Raw genomic sequence first — 24,289 nt, 5'->3', positions numbered from 1 at the left:
AATGGAGCATGGAGCGGCCGAGGACAAGGGCCGCATTTCTGCGGGCGAGTGACAGTCCGCGGCACCATCGGGCGGGTGCAATCAGGATCCCGGGCCGACGTCCGGGGTTGCGAGGATGACGAGTTGCCGGGTCGCGCGGGTCATCGCAACGTAGCGGTCCACGGTTCCTTCGATGCCGGTGCCGAACGCCTCCGGGTCGATAAGGACCACCAGGTCGAACTCGAGTCCTTTCGACAGCTCCGGGGTCAGCGGCCGGACGCGTGCGCTCGCCCGGAACGAACTGGCGGCGCCGCTCGGGCCGATGACGCAGGCAGTCCCATCGGCGTGCGCGGCGAGCCAGCTGTCGAGGATCGAGTCCCGCTCCGACGCGGACCCGTGGACCACCGGGATGCCGCCGCTGCGGATGGAGGTGGGCACGTTGGCGTCCGGGATCACGGCGCGGATGACCGGCTCGGCTTCCGCCATGACCTCCGCCGGGGTTCGGTAGTTGATGCTGAGGGTCGCCACGTTCACGTCCGCCATTCCAACCCGGCGGAGCCGTTCCTGCCAGGATTCCGTGAAGCCGTGCCTGGCCTGGGCGCGGTCCCCGACGACGGTGAAACTCCGGGACGGGTAGCGGAGCAGCAGCATCTGCCACTCGGCATCGGTCAGCTCCTGCGCTTCGTCGACCACAATGTGGGCGAACGGTCCGGCGCGCAGGTCCGGGTCGGCGCCTGGCAGCGCGTCCTCATCGGCCAGCTTGTCCTGCATGTCCTGCCCGCGCAGCATCGACATCACCAGCAGTTCGGAATCGTCCGCCGCGATCAGGTTGTCCACCACCCGGTCCATGAGCTTCCGTTCTGCTGCCAGGGCGGCGTCCTGCCGGCGTTTGCGCCGGGACGCCCCGGGGTCGCCAAGCAGCCGTTGCCGGGCTGCGTCCAGGAGCGGCACGTCGGACACAGTCCAGGCTGTGGGGTCCTGGCGCCGCAACATCCCAGCGTCGTCCGGGCTCAGCCAGGGTGCGCACATGCGCAGGTAGGCGGGCACGGTCCAAAGATCGCCCACAACGTCCGTGTACTGGAGCAGCGGCCACGCCCTGCTGAACGCGCCGGTCAACTCCGCGTTCTGCGCCAGAACCCTGCGGAACACGTCCTCCGGCACGTCATCGTCGTCGTGCTTGCCGACGAGGATTTTGAGCAACTCCTCCCAGACTTCGTCGCGTGCCTCGTTGTGCGGCGTACCCGGGGCGGGCGACTCGAACGCCTCGGCCCATTCGTCTGCACTGAGCCAGACGTCGGCCCACGGCGTCCCGACCTCCATCCCCTGTGCGGGCGGCTCCTCATAGAACCATGTCCGCCGACGACTTCAGGAGAGCCGCCTTCGGGTCGGCTTCGAATGTCGCTGCGGCACCCTCCGGGACGAGGTCCCGCAGGGTGCACGTCTGCACGCCCTCCTCGCCGAGGCTGGGAAGGACATCGGCGACATAGGCCAGGTAGGGCCGGTGCGGACCGATAAACAGGACACTGCTCTGCCTGTGACTCCCTCGATGGCCGATGCGGGGGTCGGCATACAGGAGGTACGCGTCGTACTCGGTCGGGTGGGTGACCGCCGCCCAGTGGCCGCCGCGTCCGAAAACATGGGCCCTGGCGCCGGGATAGGTGGCCAGCAAGGCCTCGCGTTCGCGCGCCGTGAAGCCGCGGTCGTCGGACGCAGCAATCAGCAGCACGTCCTCCGGTCTTTCGAAGGCCGATGCAGCGGCGTAACGGTCCGGATGCGCCGCCAGATCCAGGAGCACTGCAAATCGCGCCAGGGCTGACTCCTTGGTGTGTGCCGCGAAGAGGTCCTCAGTGTAGGCGCTGAGGAAAACCCGCTCGTCCTCGTCGGCCCCGTCGAGCAGCCGGGCGATCCTGGGGCGGTAGAAAGCTGCGAGGGCCGACTCGGGAAGCCTTGAGAACAGGCGGACAAAGGCGGTCACCAACCGCGTGTGGCCACGGGTGAAAAGGCCGAACCCGGAAAGGACGAGCTTGTCCACCCGCTGCGGATAACGGCGGGCAAAGGCGTGCGCCACCCCGGCACCGAGGGAGTGGCCGAAAACGTTCGCGGACTGGATGCCCTCGGCGTCGAGGACGGCTGCGATGCCGGCGTCCACAGTCAGCGACCGGTACGGGTGGGCGGCCCGGAACGCCCGCAACTCGGCATAGCCGTCCATGGATCCTCCCGCCGGATGGCCTGATAGCAGGGAGACTACGCCGCTGCTTCCGGCGATCGCAAGGGACGATGCCGCACCCGCCGAGGGCCCCGGGCTTGTCCACTCGATAGCTATTTAGAAGGGTTGTAGCGTTTTAGTTGCGAAGGTCCGTCTGTCCCCCATAGGCGGGCCTTCGTTGTCCGTGAAACCCGCTTGGCAAGCCCTGTTCAGAAGGCCGAGGCGACGAGCGCGATCAGGGCGGGCACAGTGGCCGCCAGCGTTCCGGGTATGCTGTCGCCCTTCCTGGGGTAATGCCCCAAGGCATCCGCCAGTGCCATGGTGGCCCCGCCCAGGACCATATAGGCGCAGCAGTAGGTGACCAGCGTCCGGCCCACCACCTCGCTCCCGGTGTTCAGGGCCACTAGTCCCGCAATCACCCCCAGGGCTATCAGGAGGTTCCGGAAGCCGACAGGAATGGCCCACATCATGACGGCGCGGACGTTGCCGGCCGGGGTGCTCAGGAACTTCTGCACTGCGGGGCGGCGCAGGAAGAAGGCCTCCAGGGGAAACACCGCGATATAGATCAGGGCCTCGATCAGGGCGAACAGCTGGGCAACTGCGTTCATGCTCGAAGAGTACGTCGCGGGTGGAGGCCTTTCCCATCCCCGGCTGAGGGGGTTACCAAGGGTCCGGAAGATCCCCCGATGAGGGGATTGCAGTCCGCCGTCGGCGGCGGATACTGGAAGCATGTGGGCAGATCGCGCAGAGCGGGCCCGGCAGGAGATCGCGGCGATGGCGGCCACCGGCATGGGCGTGGCTGACCTGCACGCCGCAGCGCTCGCCGTCGTGCATGACACCGTGCCGTTTCAGCAGGCTTGCTGGGCCGGCGTGGATCCTGCAACCCTCATCATGACGTCGATCACCAACTGGCCGCCCTGGCCGACGCCCGATGAGTACGGCGTGCGCTTCGCCGAGACCGAATACGCGGGCACGGAGCCGAACCCCTTCGCGCAGCTCACCCGGCGGCCGATGCCGGCTGCCCGGCTGTCCGATGCACCGCACCGCGACGTTGTCAGGAGCGTGCGCCTCAATGACCTGCTCCGTCCGCAGGGGCTGGAGCACGAACTGCGTGCGGTGTTTCGGACCGATGGCGTGTGCTGGGCCGTGGGCGGGCTGTTCCGTGAGACGGGTCCGGACTTCACTGACCGGGAAGTGGATTTCCTGACGTCCATCGCAGGGACACTGGCCGCCGCCACCCGGGTTGCGCTGCGCGTTGAGCGGCATGCGATGCGCGGACCGGACGGTCCGGTGATCGTCCTGGTGGGACCGCGCGGCGAGTTGCGTGCCGCCACGCCGGCCGCGGCCACCTGGCTGGCGGCGCTGGAAGACCTGGCTCCCGGGCGTTTCGGCATGACCCTGTATTCCGTGGTGGGCGCCGCAAAGGTTGCCGGTTCCGGGACGGCCCGCATGAGGATGCGCGACGCCGGGGACCACTGGGTGGTGCTCCAGGCCAGCAGGCTCATCACCGGGGACGACCCTGGCCAGATGGTGGTTACGGTGGAACCCGCCACCACGCGCGAAATGGTCACCCTCCTGCTTGCCGCCTACGGCGCCACGCCCCGCGAGCGGGACGTCTGCCTCGAGCTGGTCTCCGGTTCGGCGACGGCGGAAATCGCCGACCACCTGTACATCTCGCCGCATACGGTCCATGACCACCTGAAGTCCCTCTTTGACAAGGTGGGAGTGGGAAGCCGCGGCGAACTGGTGGCCAGGCTGCTCGCCTGAGGCTCAACCGAGACTGGCCGGTGGCGCTTAAGTCAGCGATTCAACCGATGTACCGCGGCCTTGCAGGAGCATCTTCCTGCCGTTGCCGCCGTCAGCCCAGACCCAGAGGACCGATCCGTCCTTAGTGGAGTCATCCACAACGCCGGTGCCGGTCAGGTGGCCGTCGGCGAAGCGGACGTGCTCACCGGTCCGGAACCGCGGGTGCTTGGTCCGCTTCCGGGACGTCCGGACAGGCGGGTGGCTTCCGCTCCCGGGTTCTCCGCTGATGTCCGGCATGCCCTGGTCATTGCTCATCGGTGCTCTCCTGCGATCAGAACCGGGGAGTCCCCCCGGCGGCCTGCGCCGACCCACTGAAGATGAGCCGGCATCAACTGCTGCCAGCTCATTACGACCCTGCCTGCTGCTCTCAGGTCACGTGACGCGCACGTAGTGGTTGCCAGCGTAGCCGTGCCGCCGGCGTCCGGAAAAACTCCGGCCGAGGAACCGGATTGTGACCGGACGGCGGAGGGCGCGCGGTGGCGTCGTCGTCTACTGTCCCTCGAACCACTGAAGTACCCGCAGCGCCCTGAGGGTGTTCCACCGGCTCGGGCGTCCGTCACCGTCCTCCAAGGCGAAGTGGATCCGGCCGGGGTGGGTGTTTTCCAGCAGCCAGGTGCCATCGGGTTGCCGTTTTGACCGGAGCACCTCCACCGCTTCGGAGATGCGTTCGTCCGGACGGTTGCGGACGGCGCGGAAGTAATCGAGCCCGCGCAGGGCGTCGTAAAACCACCGGGTGGGGTACGAGAACTCCAGCCAGTCACGGTCGATCAGCTCGCCGGTGCTCTTGCGCCGAAGCAGTCCGCGTTCCAGCAGGTATTCCTCGCCGCGCTGCCTGGCCACCGCCGAGTCCGGCGACCCGCCGGTCGCGTGCTCGTACTCCAGCAGGCCTTCCAGAACGTTGATAGTGGTCCCGAACGACGAACGCACCGAGCCTCGTTCCGCCTCACAGTTCCAGCCGCCGTCGGCGAGCTGCTCACGCAGCAAACGCCCCACCACGCCGTCGACGTTTTCGCCGAAGTACGCGCCGAGCGCCACGGCCATACCGTTGACGCACGGCTCCGTTTCCCCGTCGAAGAACGGCTGACCGCCTTCCTCCCAGCGGCTGCTTTCGCGAACGAGCGCGACGGCGCGTCGGGCCTGATCGCTGCGGGGGTCGAGCCCGAAATCCCGCAGCAACAGCAGGCTGTACGTGGTGGCCGTCCAGGGCTGGCCTTTTTCGGAAGCGTCGAACTGCGCCGGGAAGTACGTGCCGCCGTCCCATTGGCCCTCTTCATCCTGCAGCGCCAGCAGCCGCGCGCCCCAGCCGTGGGTGGCTACGCGGGCACGCTCGGCCTGGACTTCCTCGGGCGGCGCGCCCGTGAGGTCACGCAGGACCTGCCAGCGGATTGCGGGGTCAGAGTCGAGCAGCCAGTCGAGCGCCTCCATCCCCACAAGCTAACATCCGGGCAGCCACCGCTCCAGCCTCGCCCGCTCCGATGTCCAGCCCTGCTGATGGAACCGCTCGAATCCGTCCAGGAGGAGGTCGAGGGCGAACTCGAACTCGAACTGGTCGTCGCAGCCCTGCGAAACCACGGACCCGTCGTCGTGTTCTGCCGCCATGGCGACCTGCAGAATGTTCGGATACCGTTGTGCCATCTCCTGGAGCATGGCCGCCTGCATCTCCGGTGCCAGGTCAGCTGGCGCCGGGCCGGCGGAATCGTCGAACAACTCCTGGGTGAACCCCCACATCCGGCTGCCGAGTGCATGCATCACATGATGGGTGAGATCGACGGAAAAACCGCCGGCCAGGAACATCCCGATGAACGAATCCATATACCCGAGTACCGCAGGCGTCCTGGTGCTTCGGGACTCAAGCACCTGGCGGGCCCACGGATGCCGCAGCAAGGACCTCCTCGCCGACAGCACCCGCAGCCGGACCGCATTCTTCCAGCCGGCGTCGCTGACGGGAGGATCGATTTCGGCAACAAGCACGTCCACCATGCCGTCGAGAAGTTCCTCCTTGTTGGCGACGTGCTTGTACAGCGCCATCGGCACCACGCCAAGCTCCTGCGCCAGCCTTCTCATGCTGAGTGACTCGATACCCGCCTCATCGGCCAGTACGACGGCGGCAGTCAGGACGCGGTCCCGGTTCAACGGGACCCGGCGCGTGGCTTCCGCCTGCTGAGTCATATTGGCCCCTTTGCTAGCTGATGATTGTCATCGAGTGTACTACGTACACCCGGGCCGTGAGATGCCGAAAGGGCGGCGGGACCGAGGTCCCGCCGCCCTTTCGGCATCAAGTCAACAATGCAGGGCGCGAACGCCTCCGCACGTTAGTGCAGAACGTCAATTCTGGGTGATGGTGACCGGGCCGTCACTGTCAGTGCAGACCACAGACTCAGCGCTGGTGGCGTCGACAGCCTCGCCCAGAACGGCCACAGGCCCAACTTCCACGCCACAAATCTGCGCCGTCACATCAGCGGCCACACCCACGTTAACGTCCTCAAGGATTGTCACGTCCCCGACGGTTACGTTCACCAGGCCGTCATTGACGGTGCTGTTGTCCGCGGCCAGCGAAGGCGCTGCGGCCATCCCCACCAGGAAAAGCGATCCGGCAACGGCGGTAGTGGCTTTCTTCATAACTGACATGTTTCGCTCCCTCGATTGTGATGCAGGCAGAATCCGCCCCCAGGTGCGGTCAGGCGACCACCAGGGTGACTGCGGCCCGGTTTCAGGCCGCGCTTCTCTGCATCTCTTTTTGGTTGCTTACAGCTCTCAGCCTCCGTGGGCACCGGGAGGGCCCATGGAACAGGTCCCACTCCCGAGCTGCTCGATCCCTTTAGGACCTTGCGAAAGGGCGTCCGTGCGCAACAACGCTGCACCCCTTCATGACTTCAAGCCTAATCATAAGCAGGCTTAGCTTCAAGTCGATGGGCGAACTTTTTTATGAGCCACATTCCGGCACGACGGCGCGCACCGCGCCTTGCGGCCTGGCGGCCTAGTGGGCGTGGTCCCCGCGGCTGTATTCGTAAACCCAGCCAATCAGCGCAACCAGCGCAAATCCTGCACCGAGATAGAGGATCCAAAATCCGATGGCCAGGCCCAGGAACCCAGTCGCCGCGGAAATGCCCAAGGCGATGGGCCACCAGCTCCAGGGGCTGAAGTGGCCCTGTTCGCCGGCCCCTTCGTGGGTCTCCGCGTCCTGGCGATCCTCCGGACGCATTCCGATCCTCCGCCCGGTGTAGCCGAGGTAGCCCCCGATCAGTCCTGCCAGCCCGCCCACCAGCCATAAGGCCAGGAAGCCCACCGGCTCGGTCCAGCCTGTGACAAAGCCATAGACCACACCAACGGGTACGAAGAACATGGCCAGGCCTCCGAAAATCCATGATTCGATCTTCACGGCTCCTCCTTCTACGGCGCATTCAAGTCGGGGCTGCCCACACGCGGTTCCCCTATGACAACTGTGGCCTTCAGGTCCGTCGGGGGGAAGGGACAAAGGACCCCCTTGGTACAACTTCGGTGCACCGGCGGGAAGACTGGATCGACAAGGAATTCACCGGCCGCGGCATCCCGCAAGATACTGGCCCGCGCAGGATTCGAAGAGATCGGCCTGGCACCGTCGTATCTCAAGATTGCTGGAATCTGGCAGGACCATGTCCTGTTCCAACGCATCCTTGAGTGATTCACTGGGAAATACGACGGCGGTCCCGCCCGGGCGCCACTCCATGGAGGGATCCACATGCGGAAGATCATTCTGATGGCGTCAGTGTCGGTGGACGGATACTTCGAAGGGCTGGACCGCGACATCAGCTGGCATTTGGTGGACGAGGAACTACACCAACACTTCAACGATGAGTGCAGGGCGCTGGGCGGGTTCCTGGACGGAAGGATCACTTACGAGTTGATGGCCGATTTCTGGCCTACGGCGGACCAGGATCCGGACAGCCCCGCGGTCATGGCCGAGTTCGCCGGGATCTGGCGTGACATGCCCAAAATCGTTTTCTCCCGGACCCTCACCGACGCCGGCTGGAACACCACGGTGATGCACGACGTCGTGCCTGAAGAGATCGCGGCCCTCAAGGCGCAGCCCGGCGGCGACCTTGCGGTCAGTGGCGCCAATCTGGGGGCAACGTTCATGCGGTTCGGCCTGATCGACGAATACCGGATCTACGTGCACCCCGTGGTTCTGGGCCAAGGCAAGGGCCGGCCGCTGTTCGAGTCACCGGACGTGCGGTTGAACCTGAGGCTGGCCGGCACCCGGACGTTCGGCAACGGAGTTGTTCAGCTCCGCTACGAGCGCGGCCAGGACCAAGAAAAACAGGACTGAGAAGACCAGGACCGCGGAGAACCGTCAGACGAACGCCGACTTCCCGGTCACTGCACGTGCCACGATCAGCGAGTTGATCTCGTAGCTGCCCTCATAGGTATACAGAATCTCGGCGTCACCAAACAGCTTGCCCATCTCGTAGTCAGTGCTGATGCCGTTTCCGCCCATCAGCGACCTGCCCATCGCCACCGAGGCGCGCGCCAGCCGGGTGGTGGTGGATTTCGCCATGGCGGCCTGCACCATCTCCAGCTTTCCGTCCTGCTGGATCCGGGCCAGCTGCGCCATCAGCGCCAGGGAGGCACTGGCGTTGCCCAGGATTTCGGCCAGCTGCTGCTGGATGAGCTGGAACCGCGCCAGCTCCTTGCCGAACTGCTTCCGCTCCAAGGCATAGGAACGGGCGACGTCGAACGCGGCCAGCTGGATACCGGCAGCCTGCCAGCCCACCCAGGCCCGCGAATCCCGCAGGAGGTCGTTCGCTTTCGAAAAGTCCGTGGCTCCGGGCAGGAGATTCGACTCCGGAATGCGGACCTCATCGAGGACGATGTCCGCGTTCTGCATGATCCGCAGGCCGATCTTGTTGGAAATCTTCGTAGCGGAGTAGCCGGGGCGGTCCGTCTCCACAATGAAGCCCTTGATCTGCCGGTCCGCCTCATCCCGGGCCCACACCAGCGCAAAGTCGGCGATCGTCCCGGCGCCGATCCAACGCTTGGCGCCGTTGATGACCCATTCGCCGCGCTCCAGCCGGGCTGACGTTTCGAGGCCGCCGGCTATGTCCGAACCGTGATCCGGCTCGGTCAGCGCGAAGGCACCCAGCTGCGTAAAGGCTTTCAGCCCGGGAAGCCAGCGCTGCTTCTGCGCTTCCGAACCGAGCTCGTCGATCATCCCGACGATCAGTTCGTTGTGGATGCCAACCAGGGCGGACAATGACACGTCAGCCCGGGCAACTTCCACATACATCAAGCCCTTGAAGAGCGCCGACGTTCCGTCCGTCTGCAGCCCGCCGAGCCCGTACTTCCCCATTTCAGCCAGCAGGCCGAACGGGAATTCCTCGCGGTTCCAGTACTCGATGGATGCCGCACGGATGCGGGATTGCAGGAACTCCCGCACTTCCAGGTACCGCGAGCGCTCTCCCGCCGGCAGCAGATCCACGATGTACATCAGGTCCGCGTCCGGGAACGGCGGCTGCTCCGGAACTGTGGTGGTTTCCCCGCCGTCACGTCGTTGTGGCTGCACCGGCACGCATCCCTTCGCTCTTCCAAACCCTTGGATGTCCTAGTATATTGCACAGTGACATGGATCACTAGGCGAAAGGGCCCCCATGACAGTCACCGACGACTTCCGGGCCGCGAGGGACAGGCTTCTGGCCCTCCACGAGGACTACGACCAGGCGCGGGATGAGTTCCAGTGGCCGCGCTTCGAGGAGTTCAACTTCGCCCTCGACTGGTTCGACCAGATCGCGGCCGACCCCGCCAAGGGTGCCAAGCCCGCCCTGGTGATCGTGGAACAGGACGGCAGCGCCACCCGGCGGAGCTTCGGTGAGCTTGCCGCGCGCTCCAACCAGGTGGCCAACTGGCTAAGGAGCCAGGGCGTTCGCCGCGGCGACCGGATGATCATCATGCTGGGCAACCAGGTGGAGCTGTGGGAACTCATGCTGGCCGGCATCAAGCTGGGCATCGTGATGATCCCCACCACCACGCTGATGGGCCCGGCGGACCTGGCGGACCGGGTGGAACGCGGCGAAGCGGGCTGGGCCGCCGTCGGAAGTTCCAACATCGGCAAGTTCGCCGGCGTTCCGGGCAACTACAAACTGATCCAAATTGCCGACGGCGAGTCCAGCAGGACCGATGTAAACAGCGCCGACGCCAACACAGCTGCCCTGCAGTACGCCGATTCCCACACTGCACCGACAGAGTTCACCCCGGACGCGCCCACCAAGGCGGACGAAACCCTGCTGCTGTACTTCACCTCCGGAACCACGTCCAAGGCCAAACTGGTGGAACACACGCACACGTCCTACCCCGTAGGCCACCTGTCCACCATGTTCTGGATCGGGCTGGGACCCGGCGACGTGCACCTCAACGTCGCCTCGCCCGGCTGGGCAAAGCACGCCTGGTCCAACGTTTTCACGCCCTGGATCGCCGAAGCCTGCGTTTTCATCTACAACTACAGCCGGTTCGATGCCAAGGCCCTCATGGAACAGATGGACCGCGAAAAGGTGACCAGCTTCTGTGCCCCGCCCACCGTGTGGCGCATGCTGATCCAGGCCGACCTCACCGTCCTGAAAAACCCGCCCACCAAAGTGGTGTCCGCCGGGGAGCCCCTCAACGCCGAGGTGATCGACCAGGTGCACCGCGCCTGGGGGCAGACCATCCGGGACGGCTTCGGCCAGACGGAATCCACCGTGCAGGTCGCCAACACCCCCGGCCAGCCGATCAAGATCGGCGCCATGGGCAGGCCGCTGCCCGGCTACGACGTAGTTCTGGTTGACCCCGCCACGGGAGAGGAGGCCGACGACGGCGAACTGTGCCTCCGCCTTGACCCCCGCCCCGTGGGACTGATGAAGGCCTACTACGGCGACCCGGAAAAGACCGCGGACGCCTTCCGCGACGGCTACTACCACACGGGCGACATGGCCAGCAGGGACGAGCGCGGCATCATCACCTACGTGGGCCGAGGTGACGACGTGTTCAAGTCCTCCGATTACCGGTTGTCCCCGTTCGAGCTGGAAAGCGTCCTGATCGAGCACCCCGCGGTGGCGGAGGCCGCCGTCGTGCCCTCCCCCGATCCGCTGAAGCTGTCCGTGCCAAAGGCCTTCGTGGTCCTGGCCGCCGGGCACCAGCCCGGCCCCGAACTTGCAGAGGACATCCTGCGCTATTGCCGGGACCATCTGGCCCCGTTCAAGCGCATCCGGCGGCTGGAATTCGCGGAACTGCCCAAGACCATCTCAGGCAAGATCCGGCGCGTTGAGCTCCGGCACAGCGAAGAGCTCCGGCACGGAGCGGGCCCCGTCCCGGAAGGCATGGGCGTCGAGTACTCGGAGTCGGATTTCCCGGGTTTGAAAAGCTAGGCTGGAGCAACCCACTTGTCAGGAGGTGCCATGGGAACCCCCCTCCCGCGCGATCCCATTGCCGACGCCCAACGCAACTGGGAACGGCACGGCTGGGGCGATGTTGCCGCGCCCATGGCTGCCATCACGGCCATCATGCGCACCCAGCAGATCCTGCTGGCCCGGATCGAGGGAGTGCTCAAGCCCTTCGGCCTGACGTTCGCCCGCTACGAACTCCTGGCGCTGCTGAGTTTCGCCCGCAGCGGCGCGCTGCCCATGAACAAGGCGAGCGCGCTCCTGCAGGTCCACCCCACATCGGTGACCAACGCCGTCGACCGCCTTCAGGACGCGGGCCTGGTGGTCCGCTCCCCGCACCCGACCGACGGCCGCACCACACTGATCGAACTCACCGCGGAGGGCCGCACCCTGGCCAAAAGCGCGACGGCGGCACTCAACGCCGAGGTGTTCGGCCAGTCCGGTTTCGCCGGCCAGGACGTGGACCAGCTGATCCGGATCCTGGGGAAATTTCGACGGAACGCCGGCGACTTCGCCGATTGAGGAGAACGCAATGATTCCGGAAATCAACATCTGGGCCGTGGTGCTGGCCACCATGTCCAGCATGGTGGTTGGCTCGGTCTGGTACACGCCCAAGGTCTTCGGCAACTACTGGATGAAGCTCGCGAAAGTCACCCCCAGCGGGGATGCAAAGGACGCCGTCAAACCCATCCTGATCACGCTGGTGGTCAGCTTCGTCAGCGCCCTGGTCCTTGCCGGATCGGCCGCTATTTCCCAGCACTTCTACGGCGGAAACTTCCTGGCCAACACCCTGATCACCGCCGTCATCCTCTGGGCCGGCTTCACGGCCTCCCGCTTCATCACCCACGACGCCTTCGACGGCCGCCCCGCCGGCCTGACCGTCCTGAACTGCGCACACGAACTGGTCACGCTGGTGGTCATGGGGCTGATCATCGGGCTCTTCGGCATCAGCGCGGCCTAGCTGCGGGCAGCCCTGCCCCTTGGGAAGCGGAAGGAACTGGAGGACGCGGTGACGGCGTATCGTGGCAGTGTCACGGCGTAGCGCGGACCGTCCCTGGGGGCACGCTGCCGGGACGGGATCGCCGGCCAGCAAGGAGACCACGGATGAAGTTTGACGAGTCGTTCTGGGATGAACGCTACCGCCAGCACGGCTCGGTCTGGAGCCGCAATCCGAACCCGCACCTGCTGGCCGAGGCCGCCGAGCTGCGCCCGGGCTCTGCACTGGACGTGGGCAGCGGCGAAGGCGCCGATTCGCTCTGGCTGGCACGCCAGGGCTGGCGGGTCACGGCGGTGGACATCTCCTCAGTGGCGCTGGCCCGGGCCGCCGAGCGGGCATCGCAGGATGCTGACGCTGCCGCGCGGATCACCTGGGTCCATCACGACCTCACCAGTTCACCGCCGCCGTCCGGCACCTTCGACCTCGTCTCCGCGCAGTTCATGCACCTGCCCCTGGCCGAGCGTACCGAGCTGTACCACCGGCTGGCAGCGTCAGTGGCGCCCGGCGGGACGCTGCTGGTTGTGGGCCACCATCCCTCCGACCTGGAAGTGGGGATCCGCCGCCCCAGCGAGCCGGGCCTGCTTTTCACCCCGGAGGAGATCGCGGCCGGGCTGGATGCGGACGAGTGGGAAATCGACGTCTGCGAAGCCCGCCGAAGGTCCGTGACGGACGCAGAGGGCGGCTCCGTAACCGTCACCGATTCCGTGCTCCGCGCCCACCGGCGGGCACCCCGGCCCTAGGCCGGCCCGACTCGCAGGCCTACACATCTTCACAACCAGTACTTGACGGCATCCTATGACGCAGGTTACAGTTTTTTCCGTCGGTTATACGAATAACTGATTCGTATAACCAGGCCCAAGGAGGTGCCCGTGACAAAGCCTCGACCATCGTCAGGTCCCACCATGCACGACGTAGCGGCAGCCGCCGGCGTTTCCCAGGCAACAGTTTCGCTGGTGCTGAACTCCGCGTCCGGCTCGCGCTTTTCGGACGAGACCCGGAAACGCGTGATGGATGCCGTGCGCCAGCTTGGTTACCGCACCAACGCCCACGCCAAGACCCTCCGGGACGGCATCTCGGGCATCATCGGTTTCCTGGGCGACGCCGTCGCCACGTCCCCTTTCGCAGGCAAGATCATCGAAGGGGCACAAGAGCGCGCCTGGGAGGACGGCCTCCTCCTGCTCACCATGAACACGGGCGGCGACAAAGCCCTGGAGGCAGCCTCGCTGGACTCCATGCTGTCTTACAAGGTGGCTGGCGTGGTCTACGCCGGCATGTACCACCGGCGGCTCGACGTACCCGAGGCCCTCTCGACAGTCCCTTCGGTTGTGCTGAACTCGCAGGATCGCAAGCTGAGACTTCCCAGCGTTGCGCCGGATGAGGAACTGGGCGGCTACACCGCCACCCGACGCCTTCTCGACGCGGGGCATGAGCGGGTGGCGATGATCAACATCGAAACGCTCGAGAGCGAACTTCCTGCCGCCGTCGGACGCTATAACGGCTATACGAAAGCCATGGCCGAAGCCGGACTGCCCGTCCGCCCGGAACTGGTGCGATTCGGCAGCGGCAACGAACTGGACGGATTTACCCACACTATGGACCTGATGACGGGAAACAACCCGCCGACGGCCATCTTCTGCGCGAATGACCGCACCGCGTGGGGCGCCTACCAGGCCGCCACGGAGCTGCACCTGTCGATTCCCCGCGATGTATCCATCATCGGCTTCGACAACCAGGAAACCTTGGCCCCGCACCTGCGGCCGGGTCTCACCACCCTTGAGTTGCCCTTCGTGGAAATGGGGCGCCGCGCGGTGGACCTCATCCTGCAGGGCGCCGAGCCGGACGGGCGGGTCGAGTTCATGACCTGTCCCCTGATTGAACGGAACTCAGTGACACATCCAAAGGAGAAGCCATGAGCCGCACCTTGGCCCGATCCACGCCGGCACCGCCGCTGGCTCCAACGCCCGGGCCCCCACGCAGGAAGCCGTTTCCGCTGCGCCTGAAAAGGGTTGGCCGGGCGTGGCAGTTATACGTATTACTAATCCCGGCGCTGATCTACATCGCCGTCTTCAAGTACTGGCCCATGTACGGGGTGCAGATCGCTTTCCGCAACTACAACCCCGTGGACGGTTTTACCGGGAGCCCGTGGGTGGGGCTGCAGCACTTCATGCGGTTCATCAACTCCTACCAGTTCGGTGTGGTCGTGGGGAACACGCTCTGGATCGCCATCCTGGGTCTGCTTGTGGCCTTTCCGATCCCGATCATCCTGGCGCTCCTGGTCAACCAGCTCCAGAGTGAGCGGTTCAAGAAGTTCACCCAGACGGTGCTGTACTCGCCGGCGTTCATCTCCACGGTGGTGGTGGTGGGCATCATGTTCGTCCTGCTATCCCCGCGGTCCGGGCTGGTGAACAATGCGATCCAGCTGGCGGGAGGGGAACCCGTTTTCTTCATGGGCTCCGCCGAGTGGTTCCGGCCCATCTACGTGATCTCCGATGTCTGGCAGAACGCCGGTTTCGCGATGATTGTCTACCTGGCGGCCTTGTCCGGCATCGACCCAGCCCTGCATGACGCCGCCAAGGTGGACGGCGCCTCCAAACTGCAGCGCATCCGGCACATCGATCTGCCGGGGATCATGCCCGTGATCACTGTCCTGTTCATCCTGGCCATCGGCAACCTGCTCAACGTCGGCTTCGAAAAGGCGCTGCTCATGCAGACAAACCTGAACCTGCCGACGTCGGAAATAATCCAGACGTACGTCTACCACGCCGGCCTGCAGCAGGCCCAGTTCAGCTATTCCGCCGCCATCGGCCTGTTCAATTCCGTCCTCAACCTCGTGCTGCTGCTGACCTTCAACTGGGTAGCGCGCCGGGCCAACCAAGCAACCCTGTGGTGATGCCGCTATGACCCTGAACACCAAACCCGTGGCCGTTCCGGCCCCCGCAACCAGGCCCCATCCGGCCGCCAAGCGCACACAATCGTTCCGCGACAAGTGGGCAGACTCCGCCTTCAACATCGCCGCGGTCACCATCCTGTCGCTGTCCATCATCGCGGTGGTCTACCCGCTCTATTTCATCGTCATCGCCTCCATCAGCGATCCCAACGCCGTCTACGAAGGCAAAGTCTGGCTGTTCCCGTCCGGCGTGACCCTTGAGGGATACCAACGGATCTTCGCGGACAGCCGGATCTGGAACGGCCTGGGCAACACCGTGATTTACACCGTCCTGGGCTCGGCCATCAGCGTGACCACCATCCTGTTCGGCGCTTACGCCCTGTCCCGCAAGGACATGCCGGGGCGGAAGATCCTGATGCTCCTGTTCGTTGTCACCATGTTCTTCGACGGCGGCCTCATCACGAAGTACCTGGTGGTCCGGGACCTCGGCATGCTGGACACGGTCTGGGCAGTTGTGCTGCCCGGCGCCGTGGGTGTGTGGAACCTGATCATCGCCCGGTCCTTCTTCGAAAACACCATCCCGGGAGAGCTCCGGGAAGCGGCCCAGATGGACGGCGCCAACGACTTTGCCTTTTTCTTCAGGATGGTCCTGCCCCTGTCCAAGCCGCTGATCATGCTGATGATCATGGTCCACGTGGTGGCGCACTGGAACTCGTTCTTCGACGCCCTCATCTTCCTGAACGATGACACGAAATACCCGCTGCAGCTGGTGCTCCGGAACATCCTGATCCAGTCGGACGTCTCCTCCGCAGGCACCACCGGTGGAGACATCGAGTCCTACGCCGCAGCGCAGAGGATCGGCGAACTGACCAAGTACGCCATGATCGTCGTCTCCAGCCTGCCGCTGATGATCGCGCTTCCGTTCATGCAGAAGCACTTCACCAAAGGCACCATGATCGGCGCTGTGAAGAGCTGACCGCCTCAAAACCAAACGCAATGCCCGACGCCGGAACTTCCTTTCGCCGTCACCACACCTCCTCCTCCCCCACCCAGAAAAGGAACGACCCATGGCTACCAGCCGCAAACTCGCCGTCCTTGGCGCCCTCATGGCAGGAACGATGCTGTTCACCGCCTGCTCGGGCAGCTCCAACGGTTCCGCTGCCATCAAAGACTCTTCCGCGGAGTTCGGCTTCCAGGAGACCGGCTTCCCGATCGTCAAGGACACGCTGACGCTCAAGTTCTCCGGAACCAAGTCAGCGCTCGCCCCTGATTACAACACCATGTCCCTGGTGCAGCAGTGGGAAAAGGACACCAACATCCATATTGACTGGGAGAACCTCCCGGAGACGGTGTTCAAGGAAAAGAAAAACCTCATCCTGGCCAGCGGCGACCTGCCCGACGCCTTCTTCAACAGCGGGCTCACCGACGCGGAAATCGCCACCTACTCGGCCAGCGGAACACTGATCCCCCTCGAAGACCTCATTCAGAAGAATGCCCCCAACCTGTCCAAGCTGCTCGCCGACCGGCCGGACATCAAAGCGGCCATCACCTCCTCCGACGGGCACATCTACTCCCTGCCCTCCATCGAAGAACTGGGACTCGTCCAGTTCCCCAACGAAATGGCGATCAACACCGCGTGGCTGAACAAGCTGGGCATCCCGATGCCCAGGACCGTGGACGAACTGCATGATGCCCTGCTCGCCTTCAAGACCAAGGACGCGTCAGGCACCGGTAAAACCATCCCGCTGAGCTTCATGCCCGGCTCCTGGTGCGGTGACATCGTTGACCTCATCGCCGCCTTGGGCGGAGTCCCGGACAACATGGACCACAGGATCGTCCAGGACGGCAAGGTCATCTACACCGCCACCCAGGACGGCTACAAAAAGGCCCTCCAGACCCTGCATGCCTGGTATCAGGAAGGCCTGATCGATCCCGAATCGTTCTCCCAGGATGACAAGGCCTACCTGGCCAAGGGCAAGGCCAGCACCGAAAACCTGGGCTCCTTCGTCTGGTGGGAAGTCAAGGAAATGGTCGGCGCCGACCGCGCCAGCGACTACAAACTGCTCCCCGTACTTGAGGGCGTGGACGGCAAGCGGCTCGCCAGCCAGTCCAACAACCAGGAAATCGCCCGCGGCGCCTTCGCTGTGACCCGAACCAACAAATACCCTGCCGCCACCATCCGCTGGGCAGACAACCTGTACGATCCCATCCAGTCCGCCCAGGCCAACTGGGGCCCCATCGGTGAAACCCTGCAGAAGGACCCCGCCACCGGACTGCTGACCCAGATCCCCGCAGCCGCGGGAACCAGTGAAGGCGAACGCCGCCAGAAGGTAGCGCCGGGCGGCCCGAAGGCCAACACCGCGGAGAACTTCGAGAAGGTCGTGGCACCCGAGCCGCGCGCGGCCGAGCGGCAGAAGACCGTCGAGGAGAACTACAAGCCTTTCGCAGCCAACGACGGGTACCCTCCGGTGGCGCTGTCCAACGAGGAAGTGCAGCAGATCAGCACCATCGAGACAGACGTGGCCGCCATCGTCAAGCAGAGCACGGCCAAGTGGATCGTCTCCGGCGGCATCGACGCGGAGTGGGACGGCTACGTCTCGCAGCTGAAGAACATCGGCCTGGACAAGATGGTGGATGTCTACCAGCAGGCCTACGACAGGTACCGGAAGAACTCCTGACCTTTCCTCCGCTCAAGCCGCCGGGGACGAACTTCCGTACCCGGCGGCTCCATCACCCTGCCCGGGCCCCACGCTTCCCGCGGCAGCCCCATGAAACGAGATCCTGACCCATGAACACCGCCACGCCCATCCTTGGGGCCTACCGGCCGGCGATGCACTACGCCTGCAAGGACACCTGGCTCAACGACCCCAACGGCTTGGTCTTCCATGACGGCATTTATCACCTGTACTACCAAAACAACCCCTTCGGGAACGTCCACAGCAACATGTCCTGGGGCCACGCCACATCCACCGACCTGGTGAACTGGGACGAGCAGCCGGTGGCCATCCCCTGCGACGAAACTGAGGAAATCTTCTCGGGCAGCATCGTGGTGGACCATTACAACACCGCCGGCTTCGGCGCGTCCGGGACCTCCCCCCTGGTTGCCGTCTACACCAGCGCCTACAAGGCCGGTTCGGCACACGAGGGCATGCAGGCCCAGTCCATCGCGTGGAGCACCGACGGCGGATACACCTGGACCAAGTACTCTGGCAACCCGGTCCTCACCAGGAACTCACCGGAATTCCGCGACCCCAAGGTCTTCCGCTACGACGGACCCGCCGGAACCTACTGGGTGATGGCCGCCGTCGAAGCCCACGACTACGCCGTGCTGCTCTACCGCTCCGACGACCTAAAGAACTGGGAATACCTCAGCACCTTCGGCCCGGCCAACGGCACCGGCGGCATCTGGGAGTGCCCGGACCTCTTTGAGCTGCCCGTGAACGGAGATGCAGGAAACACCAGGTGGGTCCTGACCGTGAACATGAGCCCCGGCGGACCCAACGGAGGATCAGCAGGGCAGTACTTCGTGGGAGACTTCGACGGCGTGACGTTCACCTCCGAGACCACCGTCACGGACGGCATGCAGGACCCGGAGCGCGTGGTTGACTACCAGTGGCTCGATTGGGGCCGGGACTACTACGCGGCTGTGTCCTTCAGCAACGTCCCGGGCGGACGGCGGCTCATGATCGGATGGATGAACAACTGGCAGTATGCCAACCACATCCCCACTTCACCCTGGCGCAGCCCCATGAGCCTGGTGCGCGAAGTTTCCCTCGCCTCGATCGACGGCGAACCCCGGCTCGTCCAGCAGCCCGTGCCGGCATGCACCGAGGGTTCTGTTTCCGGCCCGACCCAGCGCCTGTCCCTGAACGGCAGCGTAAAGGTCGACGGCGGCAGGGCAGTACAGCTGATCGAGGCCACCTTTACGCCGGGGACAGCAAGCGAGTTCGGTTTGGTGGTCCGCGGCTCCGGGAACGGTTCATCGGGGACCCGGATCAGCATCCGCCCCGTCAGCGGACAACTCATGGTGGACCGAACCAACTCCGGCGACACTGGCTTCCACGAGGCCTTCCCGTCCATCAGCACGGCACCACTGCTGGCAGACGATGGCACCTACTCCCTGCGGATCTTCGTAGACCACTGCTCGGTCGAAGTCTTCGCCCAGGGCGGACTCGCCACACTCACTGAGCTGATATTCCCGGACCCGCTGCACACCGGCATTACGGTGTTCTCCAACGGGGGCACGGCGGAGGCTTCCCTGCAGCTTACGGACTTGGCATGACCGTGCATCCCAGCAATCACGCCGCATCAACTCCTGACGTCCATTGGCGGGGACCCTCGCGGCGCCATGCTTGAAGATCATCTCGCCCGCGCTGGTGTCCGCCATCAAGTGCGTGGTGGAAGACACCATCGGCGCTGGCGACTCGTACATGGCGGCACTCATCCACGGGCTGCTCACCGGCGGGACGGACGGCCTGGCGCCCTCACAGCCCACAACAATTGGCCATACAGCGGCGATGGCTGCGGCTATCACCGTGGGCCGGGCGGGCGCGAATCCGCCGACGGCCGAGGAACTGGAAGCTGCGCTGACGGCACACGCCGCCTCGAGTGCCGGCATAGCCGGTATGGCGCTTCCTTGCGGGACTGGTGCCGGGGCCCCTAGCGGTGCTTGAATTCGGGCTGCCGCTTCTCCGTGAAGGCTGCCATGCCTTCCTTTTGGTCCTCGGTGGCGAACAGTGAGTGGAAGAGGCGCCGTTCGAAAAGCACGCCCTGCCCCAGGCCGGTTTCAAAGGCGGCGTTGACGGCCTCCTTGGCCAGCATGGCCGCCGACTTGGACTTGGAAGCAATCACCTCGGCAACTTTCACGGCCTCTTCCACCACGTCGGCTGCCGGCACCACCCTGGATACCAGCCCCGAGCGCTCGGCCTCCTCAGCGTCCATGAACCGCCCGGTGAGGATCAGGTCCATGGCCTTGGCCTTGCCTACGGCCCGGGTGAGGCGCTGCGATCCGCCCATGCCCGGCAGGACGCCCAGGTTGATCTCGGGCTGGCCGAACTTGGCGTTGTCCCCGGCGATGATGAAATCGCACATCATGGCCAGCTCGCAGCCGCCGCCCAGGGCGAAACCCGAGACAGCCGCCACCACCGGAATGCGGAGCCTGGTGAAATCCTCCCAGCCGCGGAACCAGTCCGCGGCGTACATGTCCATGTAGCCCTGGGCTGCCATCTCCTTGATGTCCGCGCCGGCGGCAAACGCCTTGCCGGACCCGGTGACCACCACGGCGCCCACGCCTGGGTCCGAGTCCATGGCCGTGACGGCAGCCACGAGTTCGTCCATGGTGGCCTTGTTCAGCGCGTTCAGTGCTTCCGGCCGGTTGAGCGTCACCAGCCCCACGCGTCCGCGCTGTTCCACCAGAATGTTCCCGTACTGTTCCGTCATGCCTGACTCCTCACGTGGTTCTGCTTCAATACTGCCTGGTGCGTTCAAAACTAGTGCGCTGACTTGTCCCGGATGTCCGTGATGATGCCGGAGAAGTCCCGGCCCGCGCCGCCCTCAGCCGCAAAAGTATCGTAGATCTCCGATGCCAGCGGCCCCATCCGCGCGGCCACCCCGGTGCTTTGCAGCGCGTTGAGGGCCAGCTTGAGGTCCTTCGCCATCAGAGCCCCGGCAAAGCCCGGCTGGTAGTCGCGGTTGGCCGGGCTGGTGGGCACAGGCCCCGGAACCGGGCAGTTGGTGGTGAGCGCCCAGCACTGCCCCGATGCCGCGGACGCAACATCGAACAGGGCCTGGTGGGTCAGCCCCAGCTTCTCGCCGAGCACGAACGCTTCGCTCACCGCGATCATGGAGATGCCCAGGATCAGGTTGTTGCAGACCTTGGCGGCCTGGCCCGCCCCGTGGCCGCCGCAGTGGACCACTCGCTTGCCCATCACTTCCAGCAGCGGCCGGACGGATTCGAAGTCCTCGGGCTGTGCGCCCACCATGAACGTCAGCGTGCCGGCTTCCGCGCCCACCACACCGCCGGAGACGGGTGCATCCACGGCCCTGTGGCCTGCGGCAACCGCGAGCGCCGACGCTTCGCGGGCCTCGTCAACGTTGATGGTGGAGCAGTCCAGGAACATGGTGTCCGGCGCTGCGGCTTCAAGCAGGCCGGGCCGGCCCTCCGTCCCGCGGTAGGCGGCCAGGACGTGCTGTCCGCTGGGGAACATGGTGAGCACCACGTCGGCTCCGGCAACGGCTTCGGCGGGCGTCGCCACGGTGGGTACGCCGTGCTCGCGGGCCGCGTCCAGCGCTGCGGGCACGACATCGAATCCCGCCACCGTGTACCCGGCCTTGACCAGATTGACGGCCATGGGCCCGCCCATGTGTCCCAGCCCGAGGAACGCGACGTGTTCCTTCTTCCCGGGTCCTGATGCGTCAGACATTGCGTGCCTCCTTTGAATGCAGGTTGAGTTCCCGGTCCCCCAGCGGCTCGAAGAACCTCTCGACGTCGGCCGCGGAGACCTCGTGCAGGCTGGCCGGCTTCCATTGCGGGTTCCGGTCCTTGTCCACCACCTGCGCACGGATGCCTTCGCGGAAGTCCGCGCCGGCCAGGAACCGCAAACCGACGCGGTATTCCTGCGCCAGTGCCTCCTCCAGGGTCAGCGTCCGCGCGCGGCGGAGCGATTCCAGTGCCACCTTCACGGCGGTGGGCGACTTCGCCTCGATGGTGTCCGCCGCCTCCAAGGCCTCGCTGGCGGCTTCGCCGTCGAAACTGCGGAGACGGCGGAGGATGTCCTCAGCGTCATCGCTGGCGTAGCAGCTGTCGATCCAGTCCCGTTGGCCGCCCAGCACCGATGCCGGCGGCTTTTCGGCGAAACGTTCGACGGCGGCGTCCGCCGTCTCGGTTTCCAGTGCCGCTGCCAGCGCGGGAAGGTTCCCGGACGCCACATAGTGGTCCGCCAGGCCCAGGAAGAGGGCATCCGCGCCGCTCAGGTGAGCGCCGGTCAGGGCCGCATGGGTGCCCGCCTCCCCCGGCGAGCGGGACAGCAGCAGGGTGCCGCCGACGTCGGGCACAAAACCAATGGTGGTCTCCGGCATGCCGGAGCGGGTGCGCTCGGTGACCAACCGCACGGACCCGTGCGCAGAAATCCCCACGCCGCCGCCCAGGACGAGGCCGTCCATAAAGGCCACATACGGCTTGGGATAGCCGGCTATAAGGGCATTCAGCCGGTATTCGTTCTGCCAGAAGCCGGCCGCTTCCTTCCCTCCGGCCAGCATGTCCTGGTAAATCGCCACAATGTCGCCGCCGGCGCAGAGGCCGCGGTCTCCGGCGCCGTGCACCAGGACGGTGGCCACGCCGTCGTCGTCCGCCCATGCAGTGAGCTGCTCCAGCATGGCACCCACCATCCCCAGCGTCAGCGCATTGACGGCCTTAGGGCGATTGAGTGTGATGACGCCGAGGTGGCCGCGCCGCTCAAACAGGACTTCATCAGCGGGGCCCGCCGCGGGGCTTGCTGCTGTGGTTTCTTCGGTCATCAGCTGCCTTCCGGCATCACGAAGCTGGCGCCCTGGCGGATACCGGAAGGCCAGCGGGTGGTCACGGTCTTGGTCTTGGTGTAGAAACGGAACGCGTCGGCCCCGTGCTGGTTCAGGTCCCCGAAACCGGAGGCCTTCCAGCCGCCGAACGTGTAATAGGCGATCGGCACCGGGATGGGCACGTTGATGCCCACCATACCCACCTGCACGCGGCTGGCGAAGTCCCGGGCGGCGTCGCCGTCGCGGGTGAAGATGGCCACACCGTTGCCGAACTCGTGCTCGCTGCAGAGCCGGAGCGCTTCGTCGTAGTCCGCCGCGCGGAGGACGCTCAGTACCGGTCCGAAGATTTCCTCCTTGTAGATCTTCATGTCCTTGGTGACGTTGTCGAAGAGCGTGGGGCCAACCCAGAACCCGCCGTCGTAACCGTCCACGGTGAGGCCGCGGCCGTCCGTCACGAGGGTTGCCCCCTGGTCCACGCCGGACTGGATGTAGCCTTCGATCCGTTCCTTGGCGGACGCCGCCACCACCGGCCCGAAGTCCGAGTCCTTGGCCAGGCTGTGGCCCACCTTGAGGCGCTTGACCCGTTCCTCCAGCTTGGACACCAGGGCATCGGCCGTCTCCTTGCCCACCGGGACCGCCACGGAGATGGCCATGCACCGTTCCCCCGCGGAGCCGTAGCCCGCCCCCATCAGGGCATCGACCGCCATGTCCAGGTCCGCGTCCGGCATGATCACCATGTGGTTCTTGGCCCCGCCGAAGCACTGTGCGCGCTTTCCGTGGGCGGCGGCGGTGGCGTAGATGTACTGGGCAATCGGGGTGGAACCCACGAAGCCGATGGCCTTGACCCGCTCGTCCTCGAGCAGCGCGTCCACTGCCTCTTTGTCACCGTTGACCACGTTGAACACGCCGTCCGGGACACCTGCCTCGGTGAAAAGTTCCGCGAGGCGCAGCGGCACGGACGGGTCCCGCTCCGAGGGCTTGAGGATGAATGCATTGCCCGCGGCCAGGGCAGGTCCGGACTTCCACAGCGGAATCATGGCGGGGAAGTTGAAGGGCGTAATTCCGGCCACCACGCCGAGCGGCTGGCGCAGCGAATGCACGTCGATTCCGGTCCCGGCGTTGTCCGAAAACTCGCCCTTGAGCAGGTGCGGGGCGCCGGCGGCGAATTCCACCACCTCAATGCCGCGCTGGATGTCCCCCTTGGCGTCCAGGAGCGTCTTGCCGTGTTCGGAGGAGAGCAGCGCGGCGAGTTCGTCCAGGTGCTCGTTCACCAGGTCCACGAACTTCAGCAGGATCCGGCCGCGGCGCTGGGGATTCATGGCGCCCCACTCAAGCTGGGCCTTCTCCGCGCTGGCAACCACGTTGCCTACCTCGTCGGCGCTGGCCAACGGCACCTTGGCCTGGACCTTGCCGGTGCAGGGATCGTAGACGTCGGCGAAGCGCCCTGAGGTGCCATCCACCCGCTGTCCGTCTATGTAATGGGAAAGCTCGCGAACCATGGCGGAATGCTC

The 24,289-nt window shown here is 65.5% G+C and carries 24 protein-coding genes and 2 pseudogenes; 13 read left to right on the top strand and 13 right to left on the bottom strand.

Going from position 1 to position 24,289, the window contains the following annotated elements:
- Positions 1 to 81: 81 nt before the first annotated feature.
- From AC1MDG_RS02460 to AC1MDG_RS02450, 3 genes are all read right to left on the bottom strand, one after another.
- Positions 82 to 1,299 (bottom strand): helicase domain-containing protein, encoded by a 1,218-nt coding sequence (locus AC1MDG_RS02460; protein ID WP_479807307.1) that lies wholly within the window; start codon positions 1,297 to 1,299, stop codon positions 82 to 84.
- 19 nt (positions 1,300 to 1,318) lie between these two features.
- Positions 1,319 to 2,218, bottom strand: coding sequence for an alpha/beta fold hydrolase (locus AC1MDG_RS02455; protein WP_479809005.1), 900 nt, complete (start codon positions 2,216 to 2,218; stop codon positions 1,319 to 1,321).
- A 176-nt stretch (positions 2,219 to 2,394) separates the two neighbouring features.
- Positions 2,395 to 2,793: a DUF1304 domain-containing protein gene (locus AC1MDG_RS02450; RefSeq protein WP_043477613.1), complete on the bottom strand. Its 399-nt coding sequence runs from the start codon at positions 2,791 to 2,793 to the stop codon at positions 2,395 to 2,397.
- Positions 2,794 to 2,914: 121 nt separating this feature from the next.
- On the opposite strand from AC1MDG_RS02450, the gene AC1MDG_RS02445 reads away from it, so the two are divergent.
- Entirely contained in the window at positions 2,915 to 3,952 is a 1,038-nt protein-coding gene (locus tag AC1MDG_RS02445; protein ID WP_479807305.1) for a helix-turn-helix transcriptional regulator, read from the top strand.
- A gap of 27 nt (positions 3,953 to 3,979) precedes the next feature.
- Here the strand turns inward: AC1MDG_RS02445 and AC1MDG_RS02440 are convergent, their stop codons facing one another.
- The 5 genes from AC1MDG_RS02440 to AC1MDG_RS02420 form a co-directional block, all read right to left on the bottom strand.
- Positions 3,980 to 4,246 carry a hypothetical protein gene (locus tag AC1MDG_RS02440; protein WP_479807304.1) on the bottom strand — a complete coding sequence of 89 codons (267 nt, stop codon included), beginning with the start codon at positions 4,244 to 4,246 and terminating at the stop codon, positions 3,980 to 3,982.
- Positions 4,247 to 4,480: 234 nt separating this feature from the next.
- Positions 4,481 to 5,416, bottom strand: a complete 936-nt coding sequence (locus tag AC1MDG_RS02435) for a hypothetical protein (protein ID WP_479807302.1) — start codon at positions 5,414 to 5,416, stop codon at positions 4,481 to 4,483.
- 9 nt (positions 5,417 to 5,425) lie between these two features.
- A complete protein-coding gene (locus tag AC1MDG_RS02430; RefSeq protein ID WP_479807300.1) occupies positions 5,426 to 6,160 on the bottom strand; it encodes a TetR/AcrR family transcriptional regulator in 735 nt (244 codons plus the stop codon).
- Positions 6,161 to 6,316: 156 nt separating this feature from the next.
- A complete protein-coding gene (locus AC1MDG_RS02425) occupies positions 6,317 to 6,619 on the bottom strand; it encodes a hypothetical protein (RefSeq protein ID WP_479807298.1) in 303 nt (100 codons plus the stop codon).
- A gap of 349 nt (positions 6,620 to 6,968) precedes the next feature.
- Complete coding sequence (locus AC1MDG_RS02420) at positions 6,969 to 7,370, bottom strand: cytochrome c oxidase subunit 4 (RefSeq protein WP_043477598.1); 402 nt, start codon at positions 7,368 to 7,370, stop codon at positions 6,969 to 6,971.
- A 165-nt stretch (positions 7,371 to 7,535) separates the two neighbouring features.
- Here AC1MDG_RS02420 and AC1MDG_RS02415 point away from each other — a divergent pair.
- Both AC1MDG_RS02415 and AC1MDG_RS02410 read left to right on the top strand, forming a co-directional pair.
- Positions 7,536 to 7,652, top strand: a pseudogene (locus AC1MDG_RS02415) (GNAT family N-acetyltransferase); the annotation flags it as partial.
- 57 nt (positions 7,653 to 7,709) lie between these two features.
- Positions 7,710 to 8,297 (top strand): dihydrofolate reductase family protein, encoded by a 588-nt coding sequence (locus AC1MDG_RS02410; RefSeq protein WP_479807296.1) that lies wholly within the window; start codon positions 7,710 to 7,712, stop codon positions 8,295 to 8,297.
- Positions 8,298 to 8,321: 24 nt separating this feature from the next.
- Here AC1MDG_RS02410 and AC1MDG_RS02405 read toward each other — a convergent pair whose 3' ends face one another.
- A complete protein-coding gene (locus AC1MDG_RS02405; RefSeq protein ID WP_479809004.1) occupies positions 8,322 to 9,455 on the bottom strand; it encodes an acyl-CoA dehydrogenase family protein in 1,134 nt (377 codons plus the stop codon).
- A 160-nt stretch (positions 9,456 to 9,615) separates the two neighbouring features.
- Here AC1MDG_RS02405 and AC1MDG_RS02400 point away from each other — a divergent pair, with 160 nt between their 5' ends.
- The 10 genes and pseudogenes from AC1MDG_RS02400 to AC1MDG_RS02355 form a co-directional block, all read left to right on the top strand.
- Positions 9,616 to 11,364, top strand: a complete 1,749-nt coding sequence (locus tag AC1MDG_RS02400; protein ID WP_479807295.1) for an AMP-binding protein — start codon at positions 9,616 to 9,618, stop codon at positions 11,362 to 11,364.
- A 30-nt stretch (positions 11,365 to 11,394) separates the two neighbouring features.
- Complete coding sequence (locus AC1MDG_RS02395; protein ID WP_479807294.1) at positions 11,395 to 11,901, top strand: MarR family winged helix-turn-helix transcriptional regulator; 507 nt, start codon at positions 11,395 to 11,397, stop codon at positions 11,899 to 11,901.
- A 10-nt stretch (positions 11,902 to 11,911) separates the two neighbouring features.
- Positions 11,912 to 12,340, top strand: coding sequence for a DUF1761 domain-containing protein (locus tag AC1MDG_RS02390; protein ID WP_479807293.1), 429 nt, complete (start codon positions 11,912 to 11,914; stop codon positions 12,338 to 12,340).
- Between the two features lie 143 nt (positions 12,341 to 12,483).
- Positions 12,484 to 13,116 carry an SAM-dependent methyltransferase gene (locus AC1MDG_RS02385; RefSeq protein ID WP_479807291.1) on the top strand — a complete coding sequence of 211 codons (633 nt, stop codon included), beginning with the start codon at positions 12,484 to 12,486 and terminating at the stop codon, positions 13,114 to 13,116.
- Between the two features lie 129 nt (positions 13,117 to 13,245).
- A complete protein-coding gene (locus tag AC1MDG_RS02380) occupies positions 13,246 to 14,289 on the top strand; it encodes a LacI family DNA-binding transcriptional regulator (protein WP_479807289.1) in 1,044 nt (347 codons plus the stop codon).
- Entirely contained in the window at positions 14,286 to 15,266 is a 981-nt protein-coding gene (locus AC1MDG_RS02375) for an ABC transporter permease (protein WP_479807288.1), read from the top strand. Before AC1MDG_RS02380 ends, AC1MDG_RS02375 begins: the two co-directional genes overlap by 4 nt.
- Before the next feature lie 7 nt (positions 15,267 to 15,273).
- The gene (locus tag AC1MDG_RS02370; RefSeq protein ID WP_479807286.1) at positions 15,274 to 16,239 is read left to right on the top strand and encodes a carbohydrate ABC transporter permease; all 966 of its coding nucleotides are present in this window, start codon (positions 15,274 to 15,276) and stop codon (positions 16,237 to 16,239) included.
- A 91-nt stretch (positions 16,240 to 16,330) separates the two neighbouring features.
- Positions 16,331 to 17,941 (top strand): ABC transporter substrate-binding protein, encoded by a 1,611-nt coding sequence (locus AC1MDG_RS02365; protein ID WP_479807285.1) that lies wholly within the window; start codon positions 16,331 to 16,333, stop codon positions 17,939 to 17,941.
- A 110-nt stretch (positions 17,942 to 18,051) separates the two neighbouring features.
- On the top strand, positions 18,052 to 19,545 hold the full coding sequence (locus AC1MDG_RS02360; protein ID WP_479807283.1) for a glycoside hydrolase family 32 protein: 1,494 nt from the start codon (positions 18,052 to 18,054) through the stop codon (positions 19,543 to 19,545).
- 106 nt (positions 19,546 to 19,651) lie between these two features.
- Positions 19,652 to 19,936, top strand: a pseudogene (locus tag AC1MDG_RS02355) (PfkB family carbohydrate kinase); the annotation flags it as partial.
- Here the strand turns inward: AC1MDG_RS02355 and AC1MDG_RS02350 are convergent.
- From AC1MDG_RS02350 to AC1MDG_RS02335, 4 genes are read right to left on the bottom strand one after another with little or no spacing between them, the layout of a single operon-like run.
- On the bottom strand, positions 19,923 to 20,702 hold the full coding sequence (locus AC1MDG_RS02350) for an enoyl-CoA hydratase (RefSeq protein ID WP_479807281.1): 780 nt from the start codon (positions 20,700 to 20,702) through the stop codon (positions 19,923 to 19,925). The pseudogene AC1MDG_RS02355 and the gene AC1MDG_RS02350 sit on opposite strands and share 14 nt — an antisense overlap.
- Positions 20,703 to 20,752: 50 nt before the next feature.
- The gene (gene mmsB, locus AC1MDG_RS02345) at positions 20,753 to 21,685 is read right to left on the bottom strand and encodes a 3-hydroxyisobutyrate dehydrogenase (RefSeq protein ID WP_479807279.1); all 933 of its coding nucleotides are present in this window, start codon (positions 21,683 to 21,685) and stop codon (positions 20,753 to 20,755) included.
- Positions 21,678 to 22,778 carry an enoyl-CoA hydratase/isomerase family protein gene (locus AC1MDG_RS02340; protein WP_479807277.1) on the bottom strand — a complete coding sequence of 367 codons (1,101 nt, stop codon included), beginning with the start codon at positions 22,776 to 22,778 and terminating at the stop codon, positions 21,678 to 21,680. Before AC1MDG_RS02340 ends, mmsB begins: the two co-directional genes overlap by 8 nt.
- A complete protein-coding gene (locus tag AC1MDG_RS02335) occupies positions 22,778 to 24,277 on the bottom strand; it encodes a CoA-acylating methylmalonate-semialdehyde dehydrogenase (protein ID WP_479807275.1) in 1,500 nt (499 codons plus the stop codon). Before AC1MDG_RS02335 ends, AC1MDG_RS02340 begins: the two co-directional genes overlap by 1 nt.
- Between the last annotated feature and the right edge of the window lie 12 nt (positions 24,278 to 24,289).

Source organism: Arthrobacter sp. AIWTK1 (assembly GCF_056680535.1).
Note: the sequence above shows the minus strand (reverse complement) of the source record. Positions and strands in the feature narration are given on the sequence as shown.